This window comes from Pseudomonas sp. 478, from assembly GCF_003254125.1.
Taxonomy (GTDB): Bacteria; Pseudomonadota; Gammaproteobacteria; order Pseudomonadales; family Pseudomonadaceae; genus Aquipseudomonas.
Genome location: NZ_QKZG01000022.1, coordinates 1 through 22,164, shown reverse-complemented (window position 1 = coordinate 22,164; position 22,164 = coordinate 1). Strand labels below are relative to the sequence as shown.

The 22,164-nt window shown below is 61.5% G+C and carries 19 protein-coding genes; 18 read left to right on the top strand and 1 reads right to left on the bottom strand.

Features of this window, described 5'->3' with window-relative positions:
• Nucleotides 1-39 precede the first annotated feature (39 nt).
• The 9 genes from DFS28_RS29545 to DFS28_RS29500 all read left to right on the top strand — a co-directional run bounded on the left by DFS28_RS29545 (nt 40) and on the right by DFS28_RS29500 (nt 10,486).
• Complete coding sequence (locus DFS28_RS29545) at nt 40-996, top strand: ABC transporter permease (protein ID WP_111452596.1); 957 nt, start codon at nt 40-42, stop codon at nt 994-996.
• On the top strand, nt 993-1,868 hold the full coding sequence (locus tag DFS28_RS29540) for an ABC transporter permease (RefSeq protein WP_111452595.1): 876 nt from the start codon (nt 993-995) through the stop codon (nt 1,866-1,868). Before DFS28_RS29545 ends, DFS28_RS29540 begins: the two co-directional genes overlap by 4 nt.
• Before the next feature lies 1 nt (nt 1,869).
• Nucleotides 1,870-3,711, top strand: a complete 1,842-nt coding sequence (locus DFS28_RS29535) for an ABC transporter ATP-binding protein (protein WP_111452594.1) — start codon at nt 1,870-1,872, stop codon at nt 3,709-3,711.
• The gene (locus DFS28_RS29530) at nt 3,708-4,016 is read left to right on the top strand and encodes a (2Fe-2S)-binding protein (RefSeq protein WP_111452593.1); all 309 of its coding nucleotides are present in this window, start codon (nt 3,708-3,710) and stop codon (nt 4,014-4,016) included. The genes DFS28_RS29535 and DFS28_RS29530 overlap by 4 nt, the downstream gene beginning before the upstream one ends.
• Complete coding sequence (locus DFS28_RS29525; RefSeq protein ID WP_111452592.1) at nt 3,998-5,389, top strand: NAD(P)/FAD-dependent oxidoreductase; 1,392 nt, start codon at nt 3,998-4,000, stop codon at nt 5,387-5,389. The genes DFS28_RS29530 and DFS28_RS29525 overlap by 19 nt, the downstream gene beginning before the upstream one ends.
• Entirely contained in the window at nt 5,386-6,540 is a 1,155-nt protein-coding gene (locus tag DFS28_RS29520; RefSeq protein WP_111452591.1) for an FAD-binding oxidoreductase, read from the top strand. Before DFS28_RS29525 ends, DFS28_RS29520 begins: the two co-directional genes overlap by 4 nt.
• Nucleotides 6,537-7,694 (top strand): acetylornithine deacetylase, encoded by a 1,158-nt coding sequence (gene argE / locus DFS28_RS29515; RefSeq protein ID WP_111452590.1) that lies wholly within the window; start codon nt 6,537-6,539, stop codon nt 7,692-7,694. Before DFS28_RS29520 ends, argE begins: the two co-directional genes overlap by 4 nt.
• A gap of 229 nt (nt 7,695-7,923) precedes the next feature.
• Nucleotides 7,924-9,381: an NAD-dependent succinate-semialdehyde dehydrogenase gene (locus tag DFS28_RS29505; protein WP_111452588.1), complete on the top strand. Its 1,458-nt coding sequence runs from the start codon at nt 7,924-7,926 to the stop codon at nt 9,379-9,381.
• 25 nt (nt 9,382-9,406) lie between these two features.
• A complete protein-coding gene (locus DFS28_RS29500; protein WP_111452587.1) occupies nt 9,407-10,486 on the top strand; it encodes a tartrate dehydrogenase in 1,080 nt (359 codons plus the stop codon).
• A gap of 139 nt (nt 10,487-10,625) precedes the next feature.
• Here the strand turns inward: DFS28_RS29500 and DFS28_RS29490 are convergent, their stop codons facing one another.
• On the bottom strand, nt 10,626-11,552 hold the full coding sequence (locus DFS28_RS29490) for a glyoxylate/hydroxypyruvate reductase A (protein WP_111452586.1): 927 nt from the start codon (nt 11,550-11,552) through the stop codon (nt 10,626-10,628).
• 273 nt (nt 11,553-11,825) lie between these two features.
• Here DFS28_RS29490 and gabT point away from each other — a divergent pair, with 273 nt between their 5' ends.
• The 9 genes from gabT to DFS28_RS29445 all read left to right on the top strand — a co-directional run bounded on the left by gabT (nt 11,826) and on the right by DFS28_RS29445 (nt 21,995).
• Nucleotides 11,826-13,118, top strand: a complete 1,293-nt coding sequence (gabT, locus tag DFS28_RS29485) for a 4-aminobutyrate--2-oxoglutarate transaminase (RefSeq protein WP_111452585.1) — start codon at nt 11,826-11,828, stop codon at nt 13,116-13,118.
• 95 nt (nt 13,119-13,213) lie between these two features.
• Nucleotides 13,214-13,870 (top strand): HAD family hydrolase, encoded by a 657-nt coding sequence (locus DFS28_RS29480; RefSeq protein WP_111452584.1) that lies wholly within the window; start codon nt 13,214-13,216, stop codon nt 13,868-13,870.
• A gap of 45 nt (nt 13,871-13,915) precedes the next feature.
• Nucleotides 13,916-14,404, top strand: coding sequence for an Lrp/AsnC family transcriptional regulator (locus DFS28_RS29475; RefSeq protein ID WP_008055821.1), 489 nt, complete (start codon nt 13,916-13,918; stop codon nt 14,402-14,404).
• Between the two features lie 396 nt (nt 14,405-14,800).
• The gene (locus DFS28_RS29470) at nt 14,801-15,571 is read left to right on the top strand and encodes a DUF4198 domain-containing protein (RefSeq protein WP_225607355.1); all 771 of its coding nucleotides are present in this window, start codon (nt 14,801-14,803) and stop codon (nt 15,569-15,571) included.
• Between the two features lie 28 nt (nt 15,572-15,599).
• Nucleotides 15,600-16,805, top strand: coding sequence for a DUF1624 domain-containing protein (locus DFS28_RS29465; RefSeq protein WP_111452582.1), 1,206 nt, complete (start codon nt 15,600-15,602; stop codon nt 16,803-16,805).
• Nucleotides 16,806-16,871: 66 nt separating this feature from the next.
• The gene (locus DFS28_RS29460) at nt 16,872-18,215 is read left to right on the top strand and encodes an OprD family porin (RefSeq protein ID WP_111452581.1); all 1,344 of its coding nucleotides are present in this window, start codon (nt 16,872-16,874) and stop codon (nt 18,213-18,215) included.
• A 360-nt stretch (nt 18,216-18,575) separates the two neighbouring features.
• Nucleotides 18,576-21,137 carry a nitrite reductase large subunit NirB gene (gene nirB, locus DFS28_RS29455; protein ID WP_111452580.1) on the top strand — a complete coding sequence of 854 codons (2,562 nt, stop codon included), beginning with the start codon at nt 18,576-18,578 and terminating at the stop codon, nt 21,135-21,137.
• Nucleotides 21,137-21,514 (top strand): nitrite reductase small subunit NirD, encoded by a 378-nt coding sequence (gene nirD / locus DFS28_RS29450; protein ID WP_111452579.1) that lies wholly within the window; start codon nt 21,137-21,139, stop codon nt 21,512-21,514. The genes nirB and nirD overlap by 1 nt, the downstream gene beginning before the upstream one ends.
• Before the next feature lie 40 nt (nt 21,515-21,554).
• Complete coding sequence (locus DFS28_RS29445; protein WP_111452578.1) at nt 21,555-21,995, top strand: CBS domain-containing protein; 441 nt, start codon at nt 21,555-21,557, stop codon at nt 21,993-21,995.
• Nucleotides 21,996-22,164: the final 169 nt, after the last annotated feature.

Sequence of the window (22,164 nt, the reverse complement as noted above, 5' to 3'; positions counted from 1 at the left end):
GTGGTTGCAGCGACGGGGACATTGCATGAGGGTAGGGCGATGAATAGCAACACATTGTGGTTGATCGGCCGGCGCCTGGGCGCCGCGATCGTGACCTTGTTGATCGTGTCCATGGTCGTGTTTGCGATCACGGCGGTACTGCCGGGGGACGCGGCGCAACAATCGCTCGGGCAGTTCGCCACGCCGGAACAGGTGGCGGCCTTGCGCCTGAAACTGGGGCTGGATCAGCCCGGTGTGTTGCGTTACCTGCACTGGTTGATGAATCTGCTGAGCGGCGACATGGGCCAGTCGGTTTCCAACGCCATGGCGGTCAGCGAGTTGATGGCGGGGCGGGTGCCCAACACCCTGATGCTGGCGGCCGCCACGGCGCTGGTGTCAGTGCCGGTGGCGTTGATTCTCGGCATCGGCTCGGCGATGGGCCGCGGGGGGCGCATCGACAGCTTCCTGAGCTTTTTCACCCTGGCCATGGTCGCCGTCCCGGAGTTTCTGGTGGCGACCCTGGCGGTGCTGATTTTTGCGGTGAACCTGGGCTGGTTGTCGGCGCTGTCGTACGCCAGTGACATCACCTCGCCTTGGCAATTCATGCGCACGTACGCCTTGCCGGTGCTGACGCTGTGTTGCGTGATCGTCGCGCAAATGGCCCGCATGACCCGGGCGGCGGTGATCGATCAACTGGATAGCCCTTACGTGGAAATGGCCCGGCTCAAAGGCGTGAGCCCGATGCGCATCGTCCTGCGCCATGCCTTGCCCAATGCCATCGGGCCGATTGCCAATGCCATCGCCCTGAGTCTTTCCTACCTGTTGGGCGGGGTGGTGATCGTCGAGACGATCTTCAACTACCCCGGCATCGCCAGCCTGATGGTCGATGCGGTGACCAACCGTGACATGGCGCTGGTCCAGGCCTGCACTATGTTGTTTTGCACGGCGTACCTGGGATTGGTGCTGATTGCCGACCTGTGCGCGATTCTGTCCAATCCGAGGCTGAGAAACCAATGAACAATCTCATTGTGAAATCGACGCCCGCGACCCCCGACCTGTCGGTTGGCAAGGTGTCTCATGGTCCGGCCTGGCTGGGTCTGATCGGGGCTGCGATGTGCGTGATCTGGTTGCTGATGGCGATTTTCGGCCCGTGGCTGGCGCCGCACCCGGTGGGTGAAGTGGTCTCTGACAATGTCTTTGACAGCATCAGCGCCGTTTACCCGTTTGGTACCGATTACCTGGGTCGCGACATGCTCAGCCGCATCCTCGTCGGCGCACGCTTCACTGTTGGTCTGGCGTTGGTGGCAGCCGTGTTGGCCAGCGGCCTGGGCACCAGTTGCGCTCTGCTGTCGGTGGTGTCGCCGAAGTGGCTGGACGAGGTGATCAGCCGCTTGATGGACGCCTTCATCTCGATCCCGAGCAAGATGCTGGCGCTGATCATGGTCTCGGCTTTCGGTTCGTCGGTGACCTTGCTGATCTGCACGGCGGTGCTGAGTTTCACCCCCGGCGCGTTCCGCATCGCCCGCAGCATGGCGGTGAACATCGAAGCCCTGGAATACGTGCAAGTGGCCCGCACCCGGGGCGAGCGTCGGCTGTACATCGCCTGCGTGGAAATCCTGCCGAACATGCTCAACCCGGTACTGACGGACCTGGGGCTGCGTTTCGGCTTCATCGTGCTGCTGCTCAGCGGCATGAGCTTCCTCGGGCTGGGCGTGCAACCGCCGGATGCCGACCTCGGCTCACTGGTGCGCGAAAACATCGGCGGCCTCAACCAGGGCGCGCCGGCCATCGTGATTCCGGCGCTGGCCATCGGCACCCTGACCATCGGTGTGAATCTGTTTATCGACCGCCTGTCTTCGCGACGTAGTCGACGTTCGGGAGGCCATTGAAATGAGTGAATTGATTCGAGTCGAGAACCTGCGCGTGGTCGCCTGTGGCGAGCGTGGCGAAGTCGAAATCGTCAAGGGCGTGAGTTTCTCCCTGGCCAAAGGTGAAGTGCTGGCGTTGATCGGCGAGTCCGGTTCCGGCAAGACCACCATCGCCCTGGCGCTGCTCGGTTACGCCCGGCGCGGTTGTCGCCTGGCGTCCGGCGTGGTGCAGATCGGCGAGCACGACATGCTGGCGTTGAGCGAAAACGAGCTGCAAGGCCTGCGGGGCAACCGTGTGTCCTATATCGCCCAGAGTGCGGCGGCGGCGTTCAACCCGGCGAAAAAACTCATCGATCAAGTGGTGGAGGGCGCATTGATTCATGGCCTGGGCAGCCGGGCTGCGCTCGAAGCCAAGGCCGTCGAATTGTTCCGCGACCTTGCGTTGCCGGACCCCGATCGCATCGGCCAGCGCTATCCCCATCAGGTCTCGGGCGGACAACTACAGCGGGTCATGGCGGCGATGGCGCTGATCAGCGATCCGCTGCTGGTGGTGCTCGACGAACCGACGACGGCCCTCGATGTGACGACCCAGATCGACGTGCTGCGCGCCTTCAAACGGGTGGTGCGTGAACGTGGAGCGACGGCGGTTTACGTGTCCCACGACCTCGCCGTGGTTGCGCAGATGGCCGATCAGATTGTGGTGCTCAACGGCGGTGAGATTTTCGAACAAAGCGCCACCGCGCCCTTACTCAAAGGCCCGGCCCACGAATACACCCGCAGCCTGTTGGCGGCGGCGCGGCCGGACACGACGATTCGCCCGCCCTGCGATGTGGCGCAAGACACGCCATTGCTGACGATCCAGGGCCTGACCGCCGGTTACGGCAACAAGAACATGCACGGCATGCCGTCGATTCGGGTGCTGGAAGACATCGACCTGACGGTGCGCCGGGGTCAGGCTATCGGCGTGATCGGTGAGTCGGGCTCGGGTAAATCGACCCTGGCGCGGGTGGTGGCGGGGTTGCTGACCCCGGCGCTGGGCGGGCTGACCTTCGATGGTCAGCCACTGGGTGGCAGCCTGTCCGAGCGCACCGCCGAACAGTTCCGCCGCATTCAAATGGTCTTCCAGAACGCCGACACCGCGCTCAACCCGATGCACAGTGTCAGCACGATTCTGAGCCGGCCGCTGAAGATGTATTTCGGTCTCAAAGGGGCCGCATTGCGCGAGCGCATCGGCGAGTTGCTGGACCTGGTGCGCCTGCCGCGAGATATGGCCGAGCGGCGTCCGAGTGAACTGTCTGGCGGGCAAAAGCAGCGGGTCAACCTGGCCCGGGCGCTGGCGGCCAAACCGGACCTGATTCTGTGCGATGAGGTGACCTCGGCGCTGGATACTGTGGTCGGCGCGGCGATTCTCGAACTGCTGCGCGACCTGCGTCAGGAACTGGGGGTTTCGTACCTGTTCATCAGCCACGACATTTCCACCGTCCGCGCGCTGTGCGATGACATTGTGGTGATGTACAGCGGCCACAAGATCCAGGCCGGCACTCGGCAAGCGTTCGCCCAGGCGCCGTTTCATCCTTACACCGACCTGTTGATTCATTCGGTGCCGGAACTGCGTCAGGGCTGGCTGGAGAACTGCGGCACCACCTGCGGCGAACTGCCGCCAATCGGCGCCAGAGCCAACGTGCCGGAGTTGTGCACCTTTCTCAATCGGTGCCCGGTGCGGGTTGATGGCCTGTGCAATCACACCGCGCCGAGCCGCCGAGTCATCGCCGGTGGCAGCGAAATCCTTTGCCACCACGACACCGCCGAGCTGCTGAAAACCCAGCAGGATTTGAACATCATGACCCAGGGAGCCTATGCATGAAGGGGCGTTTTGTGAGGTTGGCCGAGCAGGGCCGGCCGACCGTCAATTTGAAGGTGGACGGTGCAGCCATCGAGGCGTTGCAGGGCGATACCCTGATGGTCGCGTTGCTGACCCAGGGCTCGGCGCTACGCCAGTCGGAATTCGATTCGGGCCGGCGCGCCGGTTTTTGTTTGATGGGCGCGTGCCAGGATTGCTGGGTCTGGACCCGCAGCGGCGAACGCCTGCGTGCCTGTTCCAACGAAGTCCGTGAAGGGCTGGACATCGTCACTACACAACCGGAGGCGACATGGCCACTGCACGGCTGAGCTCTAATAAAGTCGTTATCGTCGGCGCCGGGCCGGCCGGTATTCGCTGTGCCGAAACCCTGGTGGCTGCGGGTTTAAAGCCGATCCTGATCGATGAAAATCGCCGGGATGGCGGGCAGATCTACCGTCGCCAACCGGAAGGCTTTACCCGCGATTACGCCACGCTGTATGGCACCGAAGCTGGCAAGGCCCGGGATCTGCACCAAAGCTTCGACCGTTTGCGCGGGGAGATCGACTACCGACCTGACACGCTGGTGTGGAACCTCACGCCGGGGCAACTGTGCTGCGTCAGTCAGGGCAAGCATACAACGGCGGATTACGACGCGTTGATCCTCTGCACTGGCGCGACCGATCGTTTGATGCCGATTGAAGGCTGGCAACTGGCGGGCACCTACAGCCTTGGCGGGGCGCAGATCGCGCTCAAATCCCAGGCGGTTTCCATCGGTCACAGCGTGGTGTTCATGGGCAGTGGGCCGTTGCTGTATCTGGTGGCCAGCCAATATGTTAAAGCCGGCGCCAAGGTGGCGGCAGTGCTCGATACCTCGCCGCTGAGCAAACGCATCCTTGCCATGCCCAAACTGCTGGCGCGTCCGGGATTGCTGTTCACCGGGATGAAACTATTGGCGCAGCTGTATCAGGCGAAAATCCCGGTACACCTAGGGATCAAACCTCAGCAAGTGCTGGGCGACGCGGCAAGCGGTGTCAGTGGCGTACGGGTCAGCACGGCGCGCGGGGAAAGCCTGACGATCAATTGCGATGCCGTGGCCCTGGGTTATCACCTGCGCCCGGAAACGCAATTGGCGGACCTGGCCGGTTGTCGCCTGCGTTTCGATGAGGCGTCCAGCCAATGGTTACTGGCGGTTGATGAGGACGGCCGGACCTCGGTCCGTGGTGTGTACGCGGCCGGGGACGGCTCGAAGATTCGTGGCGCGGATGCCGCTGAACATGCCGGAAGGCTGGTCGCCATGGCGCTGCTGGAGGACCTGAACCAACCGGTGAATGCCGGGTTGCGCGACGAACAACGCCACGCGCTGGCGGTGATGGATCAATTTCGCCTGGGGCTGGCGCAGGCGTTTCCCTGGCCGTCGGCGCAAGCCAAAGATTTACCGGATGCCGCCATCGTCTGTCGTTGCGAGATGATCAGCGCCGGGGAGTTGCGCCGTACCGTCAGCGAAAAGGGCGCCTGCGAAGTCAATCGGGCCAAGGCGTTCAGTCGGGTCGGCATGGGCCGTTGCCAGGGCCGTTATTGTTCCCAGGCCGGGGCCGAGGTGATTGCTGCCGCTGCTGGCGTCAGCGTGCAACAGGTCGGCCGGCAGCGCGGTCAGGCGCCGGTCAAACCCCTTTCGATGCTCACCGAGGAGGTGTCGCCATGACGGTTCACAAAGCCGATGTCGTGATTGTCGGCGGCGGCCTGATGGGCTCGGCGGCGGCGTTTTTTCTGCGTCAGCGCGGTCAGTCGGTGATCCTGCTGGAGCGCGATCAGATCGGTCAGTACGCCAGCGGCGTTAACTTCGGCAACGTGCGGCGCCAGGGCCGATTCCTTGGGCAGCTGGCGTTGGCCAACCGTTCGTGGGCGCTGTGGAAGCGCTTGCCGGAGCTAATCGACGACGACCTCGAATTCATCGCCAGCGGGCACATGCGTGTGTGTTATCGCGAAGACGAAATCCCTGAACTGGAAGCCTACGCGGCAGCGCCCGAAGCGGCGCAACTGGATCTGGAAATCTATCGCGGTGCCGAGCTGCACACGCGGTTCCCGTTTCTCGGGCCCGACGTGAAGGGCGGTTCCTACGCGCCCCACGATGGCCACGCCAACCCGCGTTTGGCCGCCCCGGCGTTTGCCCGTGCCGCACGACGCCTCGGCGCGCGGATCGAGGAACAAACCGAAGTCGCCGAGGTGCAGAAGGTCGGTGGTGAGTTCAGCATTACCACCACCGATGGCCGCCAATTCAGCGCCGCCCAGCTATTGATTACCGCCGGCGCCTGGGGTCAGAAACTGTCGGCGCAGTTCGGCGAGCCGGTGCCGCTGGACACCCATGGCCCGCAAATGGCCGTGACCGAACCGGTGCCTTACGCCTTGCCGACGGTGATCGGCGTGTACACCAAAATTCCTGAGGAAGTGATCTACTTCCGGCAGATCCCGCGCGGCAACATCGTCATCGGCGGTGGCTACCGCAGCAAACCGGACATGCTCAATCGCCGGGCCTATGTCGAGCCGCGCAGCATCCTCAATCAGATGGAGCAAATGCGCCGCCTGCTGCCGGGTGTCGGCAACCTCAACATTATCCGGGTCTGGAGCGGCATCGAAGGTTATCTGCCCGATTCCCTGCCGGTGATGGGCCCCAGCGGCACCGTCGATGGCTTGTTCTACGCTTTCGGCTTCAGCGGCCACGGCTTTCAGCTCGGCCCGGGTGTCGGCGATGTGATGGCCGAACTGATCAGCACCGGCAGCACCAGCACCTCGATTGAACCGTTCTCCATCAACCGGTTCGCCCTCTCAGCCGAGCAACGGAGCAAGGCCTCATGAAACCCCGTGTACTGGATATTCTCAAACGCCTGATGGCCTTCGACACCGTGTCTTCGGAGTCGAACATGGCCCTCATCGAGTACGTGCGGGACTTGCTGCTGAGCAAGGGCATCGAGTCGCTGATCGTCAAGGATGAAACCGGCAAAAAGGCCAACCTGTTCGCCAGCACCGGGCCTCGCGAGTTGCCGGGGGTTCTGCTGTCCGGGCATACCGACGTGGTGCCGGCGGCGGGGCAGGCCTGGACCTTCCCGGCGTTTCAGGCGACGGTGCAGGACGGACGAATTTACGGCCGTGGCAGTTGCGACATGAAGGGCTTCATTGCATTGGCCATCGACGCCATGCTCGACGCGGCGGACAGCCCCTTGAACCGGCCGCTGCAACTGGCGCTGTCCCATGACGAAGAAACCGGTTGCGTCGGCGTGCGCCGTTTGCTGGACGTGTTGCACCTGGCACCTGTGCGGCCGTTTTTGTGCCTGATCGGTGAGCCGACCAACATGCAGTTTGTGTTGGGGCACAAGGGCAAGGGTTCTTACCGCACTTACTGTCGGGGCCTGGAGGCGCACTCATCGCTGGCACCACGCTCGGTCAATGCAATTCATGTGGCTTGCGATTTCATCACTGCGTTGCGTCAAAGCCAGCAGCAGCTGCAAGAGCAGGGCGCCCAGGATGCTGACTACGACGTGCCTTACAGCACCGTGCATGTCGGGCAGATTGTCGGCGGCAAGGCGCTGAATATTGTGCCGAACCTGTGCACGCTCGATTTCGAAGTGCGCAACTTGCCGGCGGACGATCTGGATCAGTTCCTGGAACAGATGCGCGAGCGTGCCGAAGTCATCGTGCGTGAGGCGAAAAAACTGTCCAGTGTCGCCGCGATCGAGATTGAAACCGTCAACGTCTATCCCGGCCTCGATACGCACCCGAGTGTTGAAGCGGTGCGCTTCCTGAAGAACTTCGCCGCGCCGGATACCGGCACCGCCAAAGTCTCATTCGGCACCGAAGGCGGGCTGTTCAAGCAACGCCTGGATGTGCCAGTGGTGGTTTGCGGACCGGGCTCGATCGAGCAGGCGCACAAGCCGGACGAATTCGTCGAGATCAGCCAGATGGAGGCTGGGGAGCGGTTTTTGGATGGATTGTTGGGTTCCCTGAAGCTATAGAGATCACATGTGGGAGCGGGCTTGCTCGCGAAAGCGGTGTGTCAGTCAACGGTGATGTTGAATGTTATGCCGCCTTCGCGAGCAAGCCCGCTCCCACAGGATCAGACAGATCATGAATCTGCCGTTCCACCGCCATTTTCAGCATCCAACACCGCCCAATCGGCACTTTCAGCATCCTCATCCGCAGCACCTCCATAGACTTAAGCATGTCTCGGATCAGGACTCGACCATGCTCAAGAATCGTTTGAAAGACCCCAGCCTTCTGGCAGAACTCGCCTATGTCGACGGGCAGTGGATCGGCGCTGACAACGCCGCAACCCTGGACGTCATCGACCCGGCCAACGGCCAGCTGATTGCCCGCGTACCGGCGATGCAAGGCGCGGAAACCCGTCGCGCCATCGAAGCGGCGGAAAAAGCCTGGCCGGCCTGGCGCGCTCGCCCGGCGGCGGAACGTGCGGCGCTGCTCGAACACTGGTATCAGGCCATGATCGACAACCTCGACGACCTGGCGCTGATCATGACGTGCGAACAGGGCAAACCGTTGAACGAAGCCAAAGGCGAAATTCGCTACGGCGCCGGTTTCGTCAAATGGTTCGCCGAGGAGGCCCGGCGGGTCTACGGCGAAACCATGCCGGCCCCCAGCGGTGACCGCCGACTGCTGACGCTTAAGCAACCGGTGGGTGTGTGCGCCGCGATCACCCCGTGGAATTTCCCCAACGCGATGATCACCCGCAAATGCGCGCCGGCATTGGCGGCAGGGTGCCCGATCATCGTCAAACCCTCGGACCTGACGCCGTTGTCTGCTTTGGCGTTGGCGGTATTGGCCGAGCGCGTGGGCCTCCCGGCCGGGGTGTTCAACGTGTTGACCGGCATGCCCGCCGGGATCGGCGAAGAGCTGACCGGTAACCCGAGCGTGCGCAAGATTTCCTTCACCGGCTCGACCGCCGTCGGCCGCTTGCTGATGCGCCAGAGCGCCGAACACATCAAGCGCCTGAGCCTGGAACTGGGCGGCAACGCGCCATTCATTGTGTTCGACGACGCTGACCTTGAGCAGGCGGTGGCCGGCATCATGCTCAGCAAGTTTCGCAACGCCGGGCAAACCTGCGTCTGCGCCAATCGGATTCTTGTGCAGGACGGTATTTATGAACGCTTCGCCCAGCGTCTGGTGGAGGAGGTGGGCAAGCTCAAGGTCGGTAACGGCCTGGACGCCGACGTCACCATCGGCCCTCTGATCAACCCGGCGGCGGTGAGCAAAGTCGCCCGGCACATTGACGATGCCCTGAGCCAGGGCGCACGTTTGCTCTGCGGCGGCATGCCCGAGGGCGACAGCCAGTTTGTTCAACCCACGGTCCTCGGCGAGGCCCACGCGGGGATGCTGCTGGCCAATGAAGAAACCTTCGGCCCAGTGGCGCCGCTGATGCGCTTTACCAATGAAGCCGAAGCCCTCGCCTTGGCCAATGCCACGCCTTACGGTCTGGGTGCCTACTATTTCACTCAGGATTTGCGTCGTTCGTGGCGTTTCGGCGAGGCGCTGGAATTTGGCATGGTCGGCCTCAACACCGGGATCATTTCCATGGAAGTCGCCCCGTTCGGCGGCATCAAACAATCAGGCCTGGGCCGCGAAGGCAGCAAGTACGGTCTGGATGAATACCTTGAAGTCAAAGCCTTCCACATCGGTGGGCTGTAATTCACTGACACGGGGAGGCAAATTGATGAGCAAGACATTCAAAATCGCCGCGATTGCCGGCGATGGCATTGGCAAGGAAGTCCTGCCGGAAGGGCTGCGCGTATTGGAGCAAGCCGCGAAGAAATGGCAGCTGGACCTGAGTATCGAAGTGCTCGACTGGGCGCATTGCGATTACTACCTGGAACACGGACAGATGATGCCCGACGACTGGTTTGAACAGCTCAAGGGTTTCGACGCGATCTACTTCGGCGCCGTGGGCTGGCCGGACAAGGTGCCGGACCACATTTCCCTGTGGGGCTCGCTGCTCAAATTTCGTCGGGACTTTGACCAGTACGTGAACATTCGCCCGGTGCGCCTGTTCCCCGGCGTGCCGTGCCCCTTGGCCGGACGCAAGCCGGGAGACATCGATTTCGTGGTGATCCGCGAGAACACCGAGGGCGAGTATTCGTCGGTGGGCGGCAAGATGTTCGAAGGCACCGAGCATGAATTCGTGCTGCAAGAGTCGGTGTTTACCCGGCGCGGCGTGGACCGGATCCTCAAGTTCGCCTTCGACCTGGCCCAGACCCGACCGCGCAAGCGCCTGACGGCGGCGACCAAGTCCAACGGGATTTCCATCAGCATGCCGTACTGGGACGAGCGCACCGCATTGATGGCGGCGCAATACCCGGACATCACCTGGGACAAGCAGCACATCGACATTCTGTGCGCGCGTTTCGTGCTGCAACCGGATCGGTTCGATGTGGTGGTGGCGTCAAACCTGTTCGGTGACATCCTGTCCGACCTGGGGCCTGCGTGTGCAGGAACCATCGGCATCGCGCCGTCGGCCAACCTCGATCCCGAACGTCGCTTTCCGTCGCTGTTCGAACCGGTGCATGGCTCGGCACCGGACATCTATGGGCAGAACATCGCCAACCCGATTGCGATGATCTGGTCCGGGGCGTTGATGCTGGATTTTCTGGGGAATGGAGAAGAGCGTTATCGCGCGGCGCATGACGGGATTTTGCAGGCGATCGAGCGGGTGATTGCGCAGGGGCCGATCACACCGGATTTGGGGGGGAAGGGTTCCACTCAGGATGTCGGCAAAGCCATCGCCGACAGACTCTGAACCCTCCACCGAACCAATGTGGGAGCGGGCTTGCTCGCGAAGGCTTCCTGTCAGTTGATATTGATGTCGACTGACACACCGCTTTCGCGAGCAAGTCGAATCGTCGCACCGCCGCTCCCACAGTCGATTTGTGTTTTAGTCAGTAACCTTGGGTGCGGTCGATCTGGCCCACCATCGGCTCGCCGCTTTGATGCCGCCGAATATTCTCCAACAACACCCCAAACGCACTCTCCGGCTGCGTCATAGCGGCAATATGCGGTGTCAGCAGAATCTGCGGATGATCCCAAAACGGATGATCCTCCGGCGCCGGTTCTTCCTGCAGCACATCGAGTACCGCGCCACTGAGCTGCCCGCTGTCCAGCGCCTCAAGCAGATCACTCTCCACCAGATGCCCGCCACGACCCATGTTGATCAACGCCGCGCCATGGGGCAATTGCCGGAACAATTCACGATCGAGAATGCCTTGGGTCTGCTCCGTCAGCGGCAGCACGCACAACAGAATGTCGCACTGGCTGAGAAACGCCGGCAGTTGCTCGCGACCGGCGTAACACTCCACGCCAGTGACCTGATGCGCACTGCGCGCCCAGCCCGACAAGGCAAAGCCCAGGGGCTGCAAGGTCGCCATAATCTGCTGAGCCTGGGTGCCAAGGCCCATGACCCCGACCCGCCGCGTAGCCGCCGGTTGCAGCAAGTGCGCCTGCCAGCACCGCGCCATTTGTTGCTGACGATAACGCAGCATGTCCCGGTGCAGGCTCAGCACCGCAAAACTGGCGTACTCGCACATGCCGCGGGTGATGCCCGGGTCCAGCAGGCGCACCACCGGCAATCTCGCGGGCAAGCGACTGAGGTCCAGTTGATCGACCCCGGCCGACAACGCGAACAACACGTTCAGATTCGGCAGCAACGCCTCTAGATCGTCGGGTGCCTGCCAGGCGGCGAGGTATTCGATGTCCGCGGGATCACCGATGTCCGGCCAGGCGCGCCATTCGATATCCGGGGCGTGTTTGGCGAACAGCGCTTTCCACTGTTCGCCGCGCACAGGGTCAGCTTTATAAAGCAGGGCCATGGGCATGTCCTGAAGGGATGAAGGTGCTGAACATCATCGCGCAACGTCGGCGCAGGATCTGTCGAAAGGGCCGGGTTAAACGGGTTTCGTGATGTTCGATCGGCGACCGCCCGGCAGATTCGGCGGGCGAAAGGAATCTGCCGTTTGGCAGGGTGAAAACAGTCGATCCGAATTTCTCAGGGGCCAAGTTCGGCGTAGATCGTTTCGCGCAAGGCTTAACCTGAACACCATCGCAACCACCTCCCGGTTGCCGGACTCACGATGGGAAATGCCATGAATAGCAAAGTCGACGAAACCCCTCATTTGCTCCGTCAGCGCGATCAATTCGTGCCGCGTGGCTTGGTTACCGCTCACCCGTTGGTGATCGATCGCGCCCAAGGTGCCGAGTTATGGGACGTGGACGGCAAGCGCTACCTGGATTTTGTCGGCGGCATCGGTGTGCTGAATATCGGTCACAACCACCCGAAGGTGGTCGCCGCGGTGCAGGCGCAATTGCAAAAGGTTTCTCACGCCTGTTTCCAGGTGGTGGCCTATAAGCCTTATCTGGACCTGGCCCAACGCCTGTGCGAAATGATCGGTAGTCAAGAAGCGTATAAAGCGGCGTTCTTTACCTCCGGTGCCGAAGCGGTGGAAAACGCGGTGAAGATCGCCCGCGCCCACACCAATCGCTCGGCGGTGATCGCCTTCCGCGGCGGTTTCCACGGCCGCACCTTGCTCGGCACCACGCTGACCGGCATGAGCCAGCCGTACAAGCAGAACTTCGGGCCGTTCGCGCCGGAGGTCTTCCACACCCCGTATCCAAATGCCTATCGCGGCGTCACCAGCGAGATGGCGCTCAAGGCCCTCGACGAGTTGCTGGCCACCCAGGTTGCCCCTGAGCGTGTCGCCGCGATCATCATCGAACCGGTGCAGGGCGACGGCGGTTTCCTGTCAGCACCGGCGGAATTTCTCCAGGCCCTGCGCGTGCTGACGGAAAAGCACGGCATCGTGCTGATTCTCGATGAAATCCAAACCGGTTTCGGCCGTACCGGCAAGTGGTTCGGTTTCCAGCACGCCGGCATTCAGCCGGACCTGGTGACCGTCGCCAAGAGCCTGGCCGGTGGCTTGCCGTTGTCCGGGGTGGTCGGCAAGGCCGAGATCATGGACGCGCCGCTGCCCGGTGGCCTGGGCGGCACGTACGGTGGCAACGCCTTGTCCTGCGCCGCCGCGCTGGCGGTGATCGAGGCCTTCGAGGAAGAACAGCTGCTGACCCGCGGCGAAGCACTCGGTGAGCGTTTGCGCCAAGGCCTGCTGCGTTTGCAGGCTCGTCACGGGCAAATCGGCGACGTGCGCGGCACCGGGTTCATGCTGGCGATCGAACTGATCAAGGATGACGCGGCCCGCACGCCGGACGCTGACCTGAATCAGCGACTGATCGATGAAGCCCGGGGCGGTGGTTTGCTGGTGATCAAATGCGGTGTGTACCGCAACGTGTTGCGCTTCCTTGCGCCGCTGGTGACCACCGAAGAACAGGTCGATGAAGCGCTGCAGATTCTTGAAGCGGCATTGGCACGGGTCTTGAACTGAGCTCATGGCCGCTCGGGGCGGTGCCACAAGGCATCGTCCGTGAGCGTTTATGGAGCATGGATTGATGGAATGCATCATCGGAGGCTTTGCGCACCATGGGGCTGACTGAATATCGAGCACTGCTCATCGATTGCGATGAGGTCCTGGTCGATCGGGACTCGGGTGTCTGGACGGCACTGCAACCGCTGCTGGACAGCCGAGGCGGTCACCCGGACAGGGAACAGGTGCTGGCCGAATACAGCGAGGTGGTGCGAGCGCTGTATCCGCGTTTCGCCGAACTGGGCTTTAGTGGCGTACTGTGTTTCGCCCATCGCCAGCTGGCCGAGCGTTGGGGCCTGAAAGCCAGTTGGGAGGAGGGCATGAGCTTTGCCCGTTCGGTGGCCGGCTGGTCGCTGTTCGAGGACGCGCCCGGCGCGATGTTGTACCTGCGCAAGTTCTACCGCTTGCTGGTGCACGGCGACCGGGATGCCGAGGATCGAGGACTGCTGTGTGAACGATTGGGGATCATGCCTGACGATTTCATTTCACTGGCCAGCGACCCTTTACTCGATCCGCAGTGGTTAAAGACTAACGATTTTGAAGCCGGCAACATCCTGCACGTGACCCGACCGTCGGCCGATCGACAGGCGGCCAAAGACGTGTGCCTGATCTGTCGCGGCCAGTCAAAACACCCTACGCCGTGCGCGGCGGATTACTGTATTAACAGCATGGCGGATCTGGTGGCTCAGCATCAGCTGTCTTTACGGCGCTGATTTTGCTAGAAGATTGTCTTACAAACGGCAGTCAAGAGGTACGCAATGGAAGGGTTAGTCAAACTGGACCGAATCGACATCAGCATCCTGGTGGAGCTGCAAAAGGACGGGCGCATGACCAACGTCAGCCTGGCCGATGCGGTGGGGTTGTCGGCCAGTCCCTGCCTGCAACGGGTCAAACGGCTTGAGTCGGCCGGGTATATTTCCAGCTACAAGGCGCACCTGAACCTGGCCAAGATCACCGATTCGGTGACGGTGTTTACCGAAATCACCTTGAGTGACCACAAGCGCGAAGACTTCGCCAAGTTCGAGTCCAACATCCGCTTGGTGGACGAAGTGCTTGAATGCCATTTGATCAGCGGTGGCTACGATTACCTGGTGCGCTTCATGACCCGCAGCATCCAGCATTATCAGGAAGTGATCGAAAGCCTGCTGGACAAGAACATCGGCATCTCCAAGTACTTCAGTTACATCGTCATCAAATCTCCGGTGCTCAAGGACGGCGTGCCGCTGCGCAAATTGCTGCGCCACTGAACCAACCCCCTTTTCCAATCCCGACATGCCCCCCCTGTGGGAGCGAGCCTGCTCGCGATGGCGGCGTCACAGTCAACAGAGATGTTGAATGTAACGACCTCTTCGCGAGCAGGCTCGCTCCCACCGTTGTATTCGCAATTGCACTGCGTTTGGACATCAGGCCGGCACAACGGCCCAAGGCGCCTCATCCTGGCGCAAGCCGCATAAACGGCTGTTTCAAGCCACAAAAACAGTTGCCGATTGCTCCGTACGCGCGGATTTCAGAGCAAAGCGCAAAAGTCTCTGCGCTGTAATGCGTTCAGAGAGAGGGGAACGGTTTGTTGTCTGGCTGGTTTCGATAAAACGAGGCGGCAACGACCCGTTGAATAACACCAATCGGAGCGTAAAAAAATGCGAATGAGCAACGCAAAAGCACTATTGGGTTACGGCGTCCTCCTGCTGGCGAGCAGCAGCGAGGCGCATCAAATCTGGTACGAACAACCACCCGGCCAACCCCTGGCGTTGTACTACGGGGAATATGACAAGAACATGCTGGAAGTCACGCCGGGCGGGATGGACCGGTTTCAGCAACTCAAGGGCTGGTCGATCAGCAACCGGTCCCAGCCATTAACGCTGACCTTGCAGCGTCAGGCGTTTGCGGTGGCCCATCAAACCCGGGCAGATGATTCGCTGCTGGCCCAGGACCCGCACTATCCGATCTTCGATATCCATGAGGCGGACAAGGCGCTGAAGACTCATTGGACACCGGCAACCCGTTGGGTCGGTGACTTGCGCGCGCGCACCCCGGAACTGACCCTGGACATCGTGCCGACCGGCGTCGCCGATGCAGGCAAGGCGCAGTTCCAGGTGTTCTATGCGTCCAAACCGTTGGCCGACCAGGACGTGGTGCTGGAAACCGGCTCCGGCGAAGTGTTTACCCAGCGCACCGATGCCGCGGGCAAAGTCAGCTTCGAGCTGCCATGGCAGGGCACCTACGTGGTGGCCGTGGAATACAAGGACCGCACGCCCGGCGAACGCATCAGTCCTCAAGGCAAGGCCGAACCGTTCGATATAAAGAGCTTCAGTTCGACACTGTCGTTCTATCGATCACAGGGCCAGACGCCGTTGCCGCGCGCGCCGTCGCAGCTGCCGGCATCGGAAGTCGCCAGGCTGAAGAAACAGGCCTGATCCCTCGACCACTACATGAGTGACTGATATGACCCCATCTTCAGGATTGGCAGGGCAGGCGACAACCGCTTCCCCTGCGTTTGCAACCAGTGCCGTCAAGGCCAACACCCGAATGCTGGCGATCGACGCCCTGCGCGGTTTCGTCATGCTGTTGATGCTGATCGACCATGTGCGCGAAACCTTTTTGCTGCACCGTCAGGTGACCGACCCGATCGATGCGTTAAGTGTCACTCCGGACCTGTACTTCACCCGCATGCTCAGCGAGATCTGCGCCCCGGCGTTCATCTTCCTCACCGGTTTGTCAGCCTGGCTCTACAGCCAGAAGCACACGGCGAAAGAAACCTCGGTGTTCCTACTCAAGCGCGGGTTGTTCCTGGTGTTTCTGGAAGTCACCTTCGTGTGCTTTGCCTGGAACGCCGAGTTCCCGCCCAAGACCCTGTGGCTGCAGGTGATCTGGTGTATCGGCATATGCATGATCGTGCTCGCCGGGTTGCTGCACTTCAAACGCGGTTGGCTGATCGTGCTCGGCGTGGCGATTGTCGCCGGGCACAACCTGCTTGATGGCGTGATCGTGGGACCGGAGTCGCCGTTCTTCGTGCCGTGGTCGATCCTGCATCAGCGGGTGTTTATCGACATCACCGATTTCACCCGGGCCCGCACCACATACCCGGTATTGCCCTGGATTGGCGTGATCCTGCTGGGGTGGGGGATCGGGCCATGGTTCGGCAAGGACATGGACTCGGCCGAGCGGATTTCCCGCCTGCTCAAACTGGGCGCCGGCCTGCTGGTGGCGTTCGTGTTCATTCGCTACCTCAACGTTTATGGCGAGAAACCCTGGGTGCAGACTGGTGACTCGCTGCGCACCTTCATGAGTTTCATGAGCGCCAAGAAGTACCCGCCCTCGCTGATGTTCCTGATGCCGACGATTGGCCTTTCGCTGATCTTGCTGGCGCTGTTCGAGAAGCTCCAGGATCGCTGGTCCACCGCGACCCTGGCGATTTACGGCGGGGCGCCGATGTTCTTCTATTTGCTGCACTTGTACGTACTCAAGGCGATGTACCTGGCGGCAGTGTCGATCTGGGGTGCCAATCAGGGGGGCTACTATGGCTTCGACAACCTGCCCACGGTGTGGCTGTGGAGTGTGATCCTCGGGGTGTTGCTGTTCTTCCCGACGCGCTGGTTCGCCAACCTCAAACAGCGCCGTCGCGATATCGCGATCCTCAAATACCTCTGACGTGCCCAAGGGTGTCCCCCGTTCGGCGGGACACCTTGCAGACCCGGAATTCTGTGGAGTTGCACTGTGAAAACCCTATCGACGCACACCCTGCTACTGGCATTGGGCGGGCAGTCCCTGCTCGCCCTGGCTTCAGAGCAAGACACCGCAAAAGGCTTTATCGAAGACAGTCAATGGAGCCTGCTCAACCGCAGCCTCTACGACCGTCGCGACTATGAACACGGCTCACTGAGCAATGGCGCGCGCAATGCCTTCAAGCCCCGATCCGAACGCAGTGACCTGGCCGAGGAATGGGCCTATGGCCTGATGGCCGATTTCATGTCCGGCTACACCACCGGCACCGTAGGGCTGGGCCTGGATGCCCATGTCTATTCCGGCTGGGAACTGGACAGCGGCGGCGGCCGGGCCGGCAAGGCGCGGGTGTTGGGGGTGGACAATGACGGGCACCCCAAGGATGAGTTCAGCCGAGGCGGCGCCGTGGGCAAGCTGCGGTTTTCCTCGACGGAATTGCGTTACGGCGAGCAGCGGGTAAAAACCCCCGTGTTCGGTTCATCCGACAGCCGCTTGCTACCGGAGACCGCCACCGGCTGGCTGCTGACCAGTCGCGAACTGCCCGCCACGACCCTGTATGGCGGACATTTCAACGAGAGCACCGACCGCAATGCCACCAGTCATGACCAAGGGTTTGTGGTCAATTACTCCAACGGCAAACAGGGCGACAGCTTCGATCTGGTGGGGGTGCGCAACACGGCGGTCAAAGGGCTCAACGCCAGCCTGTTCAGCGCGGACTACGCCGACACCTGGCGCCAGCACTACCTGGGCGTGGTCTACACCCAGCCATTGGCGGAAGGCCAGGACCTGATCTTTGATCTCAATTTGTACCGAACCCAGGACACTGGCAAAGCCTTGTCCGGCCGCATCGACAACACCACCTGGAGTTTGCTGTCGACCTACAAACTCGGGGCCCACAGCTTCGGGCTGGGGTATCAAAAGGTCGATGGCGACACGCCCTTCGATTACGTGACCCGTGGCGCGATCTACTTGAGCAACGCCGTGGCGCTGTCCGATTTCAACGCGCCCCGGGAGGCTTCCTGGCAAGCGCGTTATGACCTGAACATGGCCGGTTATGGCATTCCCGGCCTTAGCTTCGGCGCACTGTACGTGCGCGGCAGCGGCATCGACGGTACTGATATGGACCCGAACGGCGGCTACAAATGGCTGGGTTACGGGCAGGGTGGCAAGCATTGGGAGCGTGATCTACAGGCCAAATATGTGGTGCAGTCGGGCGTTGCGAAAAACCTCGCGTTCAGCCTGCGCCATGCGGTTCATCGCGGGAATGCGGCTCAAGCAGAACTGGACGCCAATCAGCTCCGCCTGGCGATCGAATACCCGTTGGGTGGCAAATTCTGAACCGGAATGGGATCGCCTTTGTGCACTTTTATAAGGCCGCGCACCCCTGCGCTGCACTATGCGAAGGCAAATATCGGGCGTTCATCGACACCTGTGGTCAACGTTTACGGGCGCAAGGACTGCCAATCGCCGACTGGCACAAAGTCTGCAAGACACTGTTCAGGCCCACTGTGACGCAGTCGAGTGGGCAGCCCCCTCGGTCAACGACGATCGATTGGCCGAACAGGTCGTGGGCAACATCGGTGGTTCCGGCATAGATGCCTGACTTAGCACCGTAAATGAACAGGCAAAGACGCCTGGAACCGCAAGGTTTCAGGCGTTTTTTTTTGCTTTTTGAACAGCTATCGACGGGTGTCTCTTATGAATTCCAATGTTGCCACTTTGAACAAGCTGCAAACGCTGATCGTGATCGGCAATGGCATGGTCGGACATCATTGTGTCGAACAGCTGATCGAACGCGGTGCCCTTGATCACTATCGGCTACACGTGTTCAGCGAGGAGCCGATGCGTGCCTACGACCGCGTGCACCTTTCCGAGTATTTCTCCGGCCGTGATGCCGAGTCGCTGGCCCTCGGCGAAGCCTCGCTGTACCAGACCCCAGGCGTCACGTTGCATCTGGGGGCTCCGGTGCTGGAAATCGACCGCGCACGCCGCCAGGTGATCACCGCGCAAGGCTGTGTCTCCTACGACAAATTGGTGCTGGCCACCGGGTCCTATCCGTTTGTGCCGCCGATCGAAGGCGCCGAGGGCGATTCGCGCCTGGTGTATCGCACCCTTGAAGACCTCGACGCCATTCGTGCCGCGGCCAGCAACGCCCGACGCGGTGTGGTGGTTGGCGGTGGCTTGCTGGGACTGGAAGCGGCCAACGCCCTGAAAACCCTGGGGCTGGAAGCGCATGTGGTGGAATTCGCCCCGCGCCTGATGCCGGTGCAACTGGACGAATACGGTGGCCTGGCGCTCAAGGCGCAGATCGAACGGCTCGGCGTCGGCGTGCATTTGTCGTGCGGCACGCAATCGATCAGCGCAGGTGAGGAATACCGCTACCGGATGAACTTCGCCAATGACGAATTTCTTGAAACCGACCTGATCGTGTTCTCCGCCGGTATTCGTGCGCAAGACGCACTGGCCCGGCAATGCTCGCTGGAAGTCGGCCCGCGCGGCGGCGTTGTAATTGACGACCAATGCCAGAGCAGCGATCCGAACATCTACGCCATCGGCGAGTGTGCCGCGTGGAATGGCAGCATTTTTGGCCTGGTTGCCCCGGGTTACCAAATGGCGCGCGGCGTTGCTGCACTACTGTGCAATGAAACCGCCGAGCCGTTCATGGGCGCGGACATGTCGACCAAGCTCAAACTGCTGGGCGTCGATGTCGGCTCCATCGGCGACGCCCACGGCAGCACGCCGGGCTCGCGCAGTTATCAGTTCATCGACGAAACCACGGCCAGCTATCGTCGCCTGGTGGTGGACGCGACGGGCAAGCATGTACTCGGCGCGGTGCTGGTCGGTGACAACAGCTATTACGACACGCTGCTGCAATACATGCAGAACGCGATTGCGCTGCCGGCGGAACCCGCCAGCCTGATTCTGCCGTCGTCCGAAGGCGCGCCGACCCTGGGCCCGGGCGCGTTGCCCGAAGCGGCCACAGTCTGCTCGTGCCACAACGTCACCAAGGGCTCCATTTGTTCGGCCATCGACGGTGGCTGCACCGACCTCGGCCTGCTCAAGTCGCAGACCAAGGCCTGCACCGGTTGCGGTGGTTGTGCCGGGCTGCTCAAGCAGGTTTTCGAACATGAGTTGATCGCCCGTGGCGTCAGCGTCGACAAAAGCCTGTGCGAACACTTTGCCTATACCCGTCAGGAGCTTTATGCGCTGGTGCGGGTAGAAGGGGTGATTACCTTCGAAGAACTGCTGGCCAAGCATGGCCGTGGCCACACCGGTTGCGACGTGTGCAAACCGGCGGTGGGCTCGATCCTCGCGTCGTGCTGGAACCAGCCGATCATGGACGCGTCGCTGGTGCCGTTGCAGGACACCAACGACACCTTCATGGCCAATATGCAGAAAAACGGCACCTATTCGGTGGTGCCGCGCATCCCCGGTGGCGAGATCACCGCCGACAAACTGATCGCGATTGGTGTTGTGGCGAAGAAATACGACCTCTACACCAAAATCACCGGCGGCCAGCGTATCGACCTGTTCGGCGCGCAGTTGCATGAGTTGCCGGACATCTGGGCCGAACTGATTGAAGCCGGTTTCGAAACCGGGCACGCCTACGGCAAATCCACCCGCACCGTGAAATCTTGCGTCGGCAGCACCTGGTGCCGTTATGGCGTGCAAGACAGCGTGCAAATGGCCTTGACCATCGAGGACCGCTACAAGGGCTTGCGCTCGCCACACAAGCTCAAATTTGCGGTGTCTGGTTGCACCCGCGAGTGCGCCGAGGCCCAGAGCAAAGACGTTGGCGTGATCGCCACCGAGAAAGGCTGGAACCTTTACATCGCCGGTAACGGCGGCATGCGCCCGCGCCATGCCGAGCTGTTCGCCACCGACCTCGACGACGCGACCCTGATCCGCTACATCGACCGCTTCCTGATGTTCTACATCCGCACCGCCGACAAATTGCAACGCACCTCGGTGTGGCGCGAAAGCCTGGAGGGCGGCCTCGATTACCTCAAGGAAGTGATCATCAACGACAGCCTCGGGCTGGGTGAAGAGCTCGAATCGCAGATGCAACTGGTGGTCAATCGCTATGAATGCGAATGGGCCAACGCCCTCAAAGACCCGGAAAAACTCAAGCGCTTCCGTACCTTCGTCAACGATAAACGCCCGGACCCGGACATCCACTTTGTCCAGGAACGCGGCCAGCGGCGCCCGATCATGGCCGCCGAACTCAACCTTATCCCTGTCACCGAGGAGATTGCCTGATGAGCCAGTCCAATACCCAACGCACCGATTCCCTGGAAAACCCCGAGGCCTGGCAAACGGTGTGCGAGCAACAGGACCTGGTCAGCAACTCCGGCGTTGTCGTCTGGCTCGACGGCGCGCAAGTGGCGCTGTTCTACCTGCCGGGTGCCGAGGGTCGGACCCTCTACGCCATCGACAACCATGACCCGCAGTCCGGGGCCAATGTGATCGGTCGCGGGTTGGTCGGCAGCATCAAGGGTGATCTGGTGGTTGCATCGCCGATCTACAAACAGCATTTCCGCCTTGAGGACGGCAGCTGCCTGGAGTATCCGCAACAGCGTCTGCGTGTCTGGCCCGTGCGGTTGAACAGCGGCGTGGTGGAAGTCGGGGTGGCTTGAGCCTGTTCAACAGCATCGCGTATCCGCATCGGAGGCATTTATGAAAACAGCCGCACAATTGCTGAAACTCAAGGTCGTGCAAAACCGTCAGGTGCATAGCATCGCCCCGGATGAAATGGTGCTTGAGGCGCTGAGGATCATGGCCGAAAAGAACGTGGGCGCGCTTCCGGTGATCGAGGCCGGGCAAGTGGTCGGCGTGATCAGCGAGCGTGACTATGCGCGCAAGGTGGTTTTGCAGGGGCGCTCTTCGGTCGGTACGCCGGTGCGCGACATCATGAGCGCGCCGGTGGTGACGGCTGACAGTCAGCAGAGTATTGAGCGTTGCATGGCGGTGATGACTGACAGCCATCTGCGTCATTTGCCGGTGGTGGAGGGGGGCGAGCTGATTGGTTTGTTATCGATTGGGGATTTGGTCAAGGAAGCGATCGTTGAGCAGGCGGATTTGATTCGGCAGCTGGAGCACTACATTCGCGGGCACTAGACCGGGCAGCGTGACTAAGGTTGGGGTACATATCCGTTTTTGCGGTCACGGCGGCTATTGGTTCCGCCCTTACGGCCAGCCCTTTCAAGGTGTTTTCTTTTTATGGGCCTTAAGCACGCGAGCCGTCGACACATGAGCATTTGCAGCCCTGCCCTCCAGCCATTCCTTG

Coding starts and splice junctions, on each gene's coding strand:
- DFS28_RS29545 (WP_111452596.1), top strand. CDS start 40: ATGAATAGCAACACATTGTGGTTGATCGGCCGGCGCCTGGGCGCCGCG.
- DFS28_RS29540 (WP_111452595.1), top strand. CDS start 993: ATGAACAATCTCATTGTGAAATCGACGCCCGCGACCCCCGACCTGTCG.
- DFS28_RS29535 (WP_111452594.1), top strand. CDS start 1,870: ATGAGTGAATTGATTCGAGTCGAGAACCTGCGCGTGGTCGCCTGTGGC.
- DFS28_RS29530 (WP_111452593.1), top strand. CDS start 3,708: ATGAAGGGGCGTTTTGTGAGGTTGGCCGAGCAGGGCCGGCCGACCGTC.
- DFS28_RS29525 (WP_111452592.1), top strand. CDS start 3,998: ATGGCCACTGCACGGCTGAGCTCTAATAAAGTCGTTATCGTCGGCGCC.
- DFS28_RS29520 (WP_111452591.1), top strand. CDS start 5,386: ATGACGGTTCACAAAGCCGATGTCGTGATTGTCGGCGGCGGCCTGATG.
- argE (WP_111452590.1), top strand. CDS start 6,537: ATGAAACCCCGTGTACTGGATATTCTCAAACGCCTGATGGCCTTCGAC.
- DFS28_RS29505 (WP_111452588.1), top strand. CDS start 7,924: ATGCTCAAGAATCGTTTGAAAGACCCCAGCCTTCTGGCAGAACTCGCC.
- DFS28_RS29500 (WP_111452587.1), top strand. CDS start 9,407: ATGAGCAAGACATTCAAAATCGCCGCGATTGCCGGCGATGGCATTGGC.
- DFS28_RS29490 (WP_111452586.1), bottom strand. CDS start 11,552: ATGGCCCTGCTTTATAAAGCTGACCCTGTGCGCGGCGAACAGTGGAAA.
- gabT (WP_111452585.1), top strand. CDS start 11,826: ATGAATAGCAAAGTCGACGAAACCCCTCATTTGCTCCGTCAGCGCGAT.
- DFS28_RS29480 (WP_111452584.1), top strand. CDS start 13,214: ATGGGGCTGACTGAATATCGAGCACTGCTCATCGATTGCGATGAGGTC.
- DFS28_RS29475 (WP_008055821.1), top strand. CDS start 13,916: ATGGAAGGGTTAGTCAAACTGGACCGAATCGACATCAGCATCCTGGTG.
- DFS28_RS29470 (WP_225607355.1), top strand. CDS start 14,801: ATGAGCAACGCAAAAGCACTATTGGGTTACGGCGTCCTCCTGCTGGCG.
- DFS28_RS29465 (WP_111452582.1), top strand. CDS start 15,600: ATGACCCCATCTTCAGGATTGGCAGGGCAGGCGACAACCGCTTCCCCT.
- nirB (WP_111452580.1), top strand. CDS start 18,576: ATGAATTCCAATGTTGCCACTTTGAACAAGCTGCAAACGCTGATCGTG.
- nirD (WP_111452579.1), top strand. CDS start 21,137: ATGAGCCAGTCCAATACCCAACGCACCGATTCCCTGGAAAACCCCGAG.
- DFS28_RS29445 (WP_111452578.1), top strand. CDS start 21,555: ATGAAAACAGCCGCACAATTGCTGAAACTCAAGGTCGTGCAAAACCGT.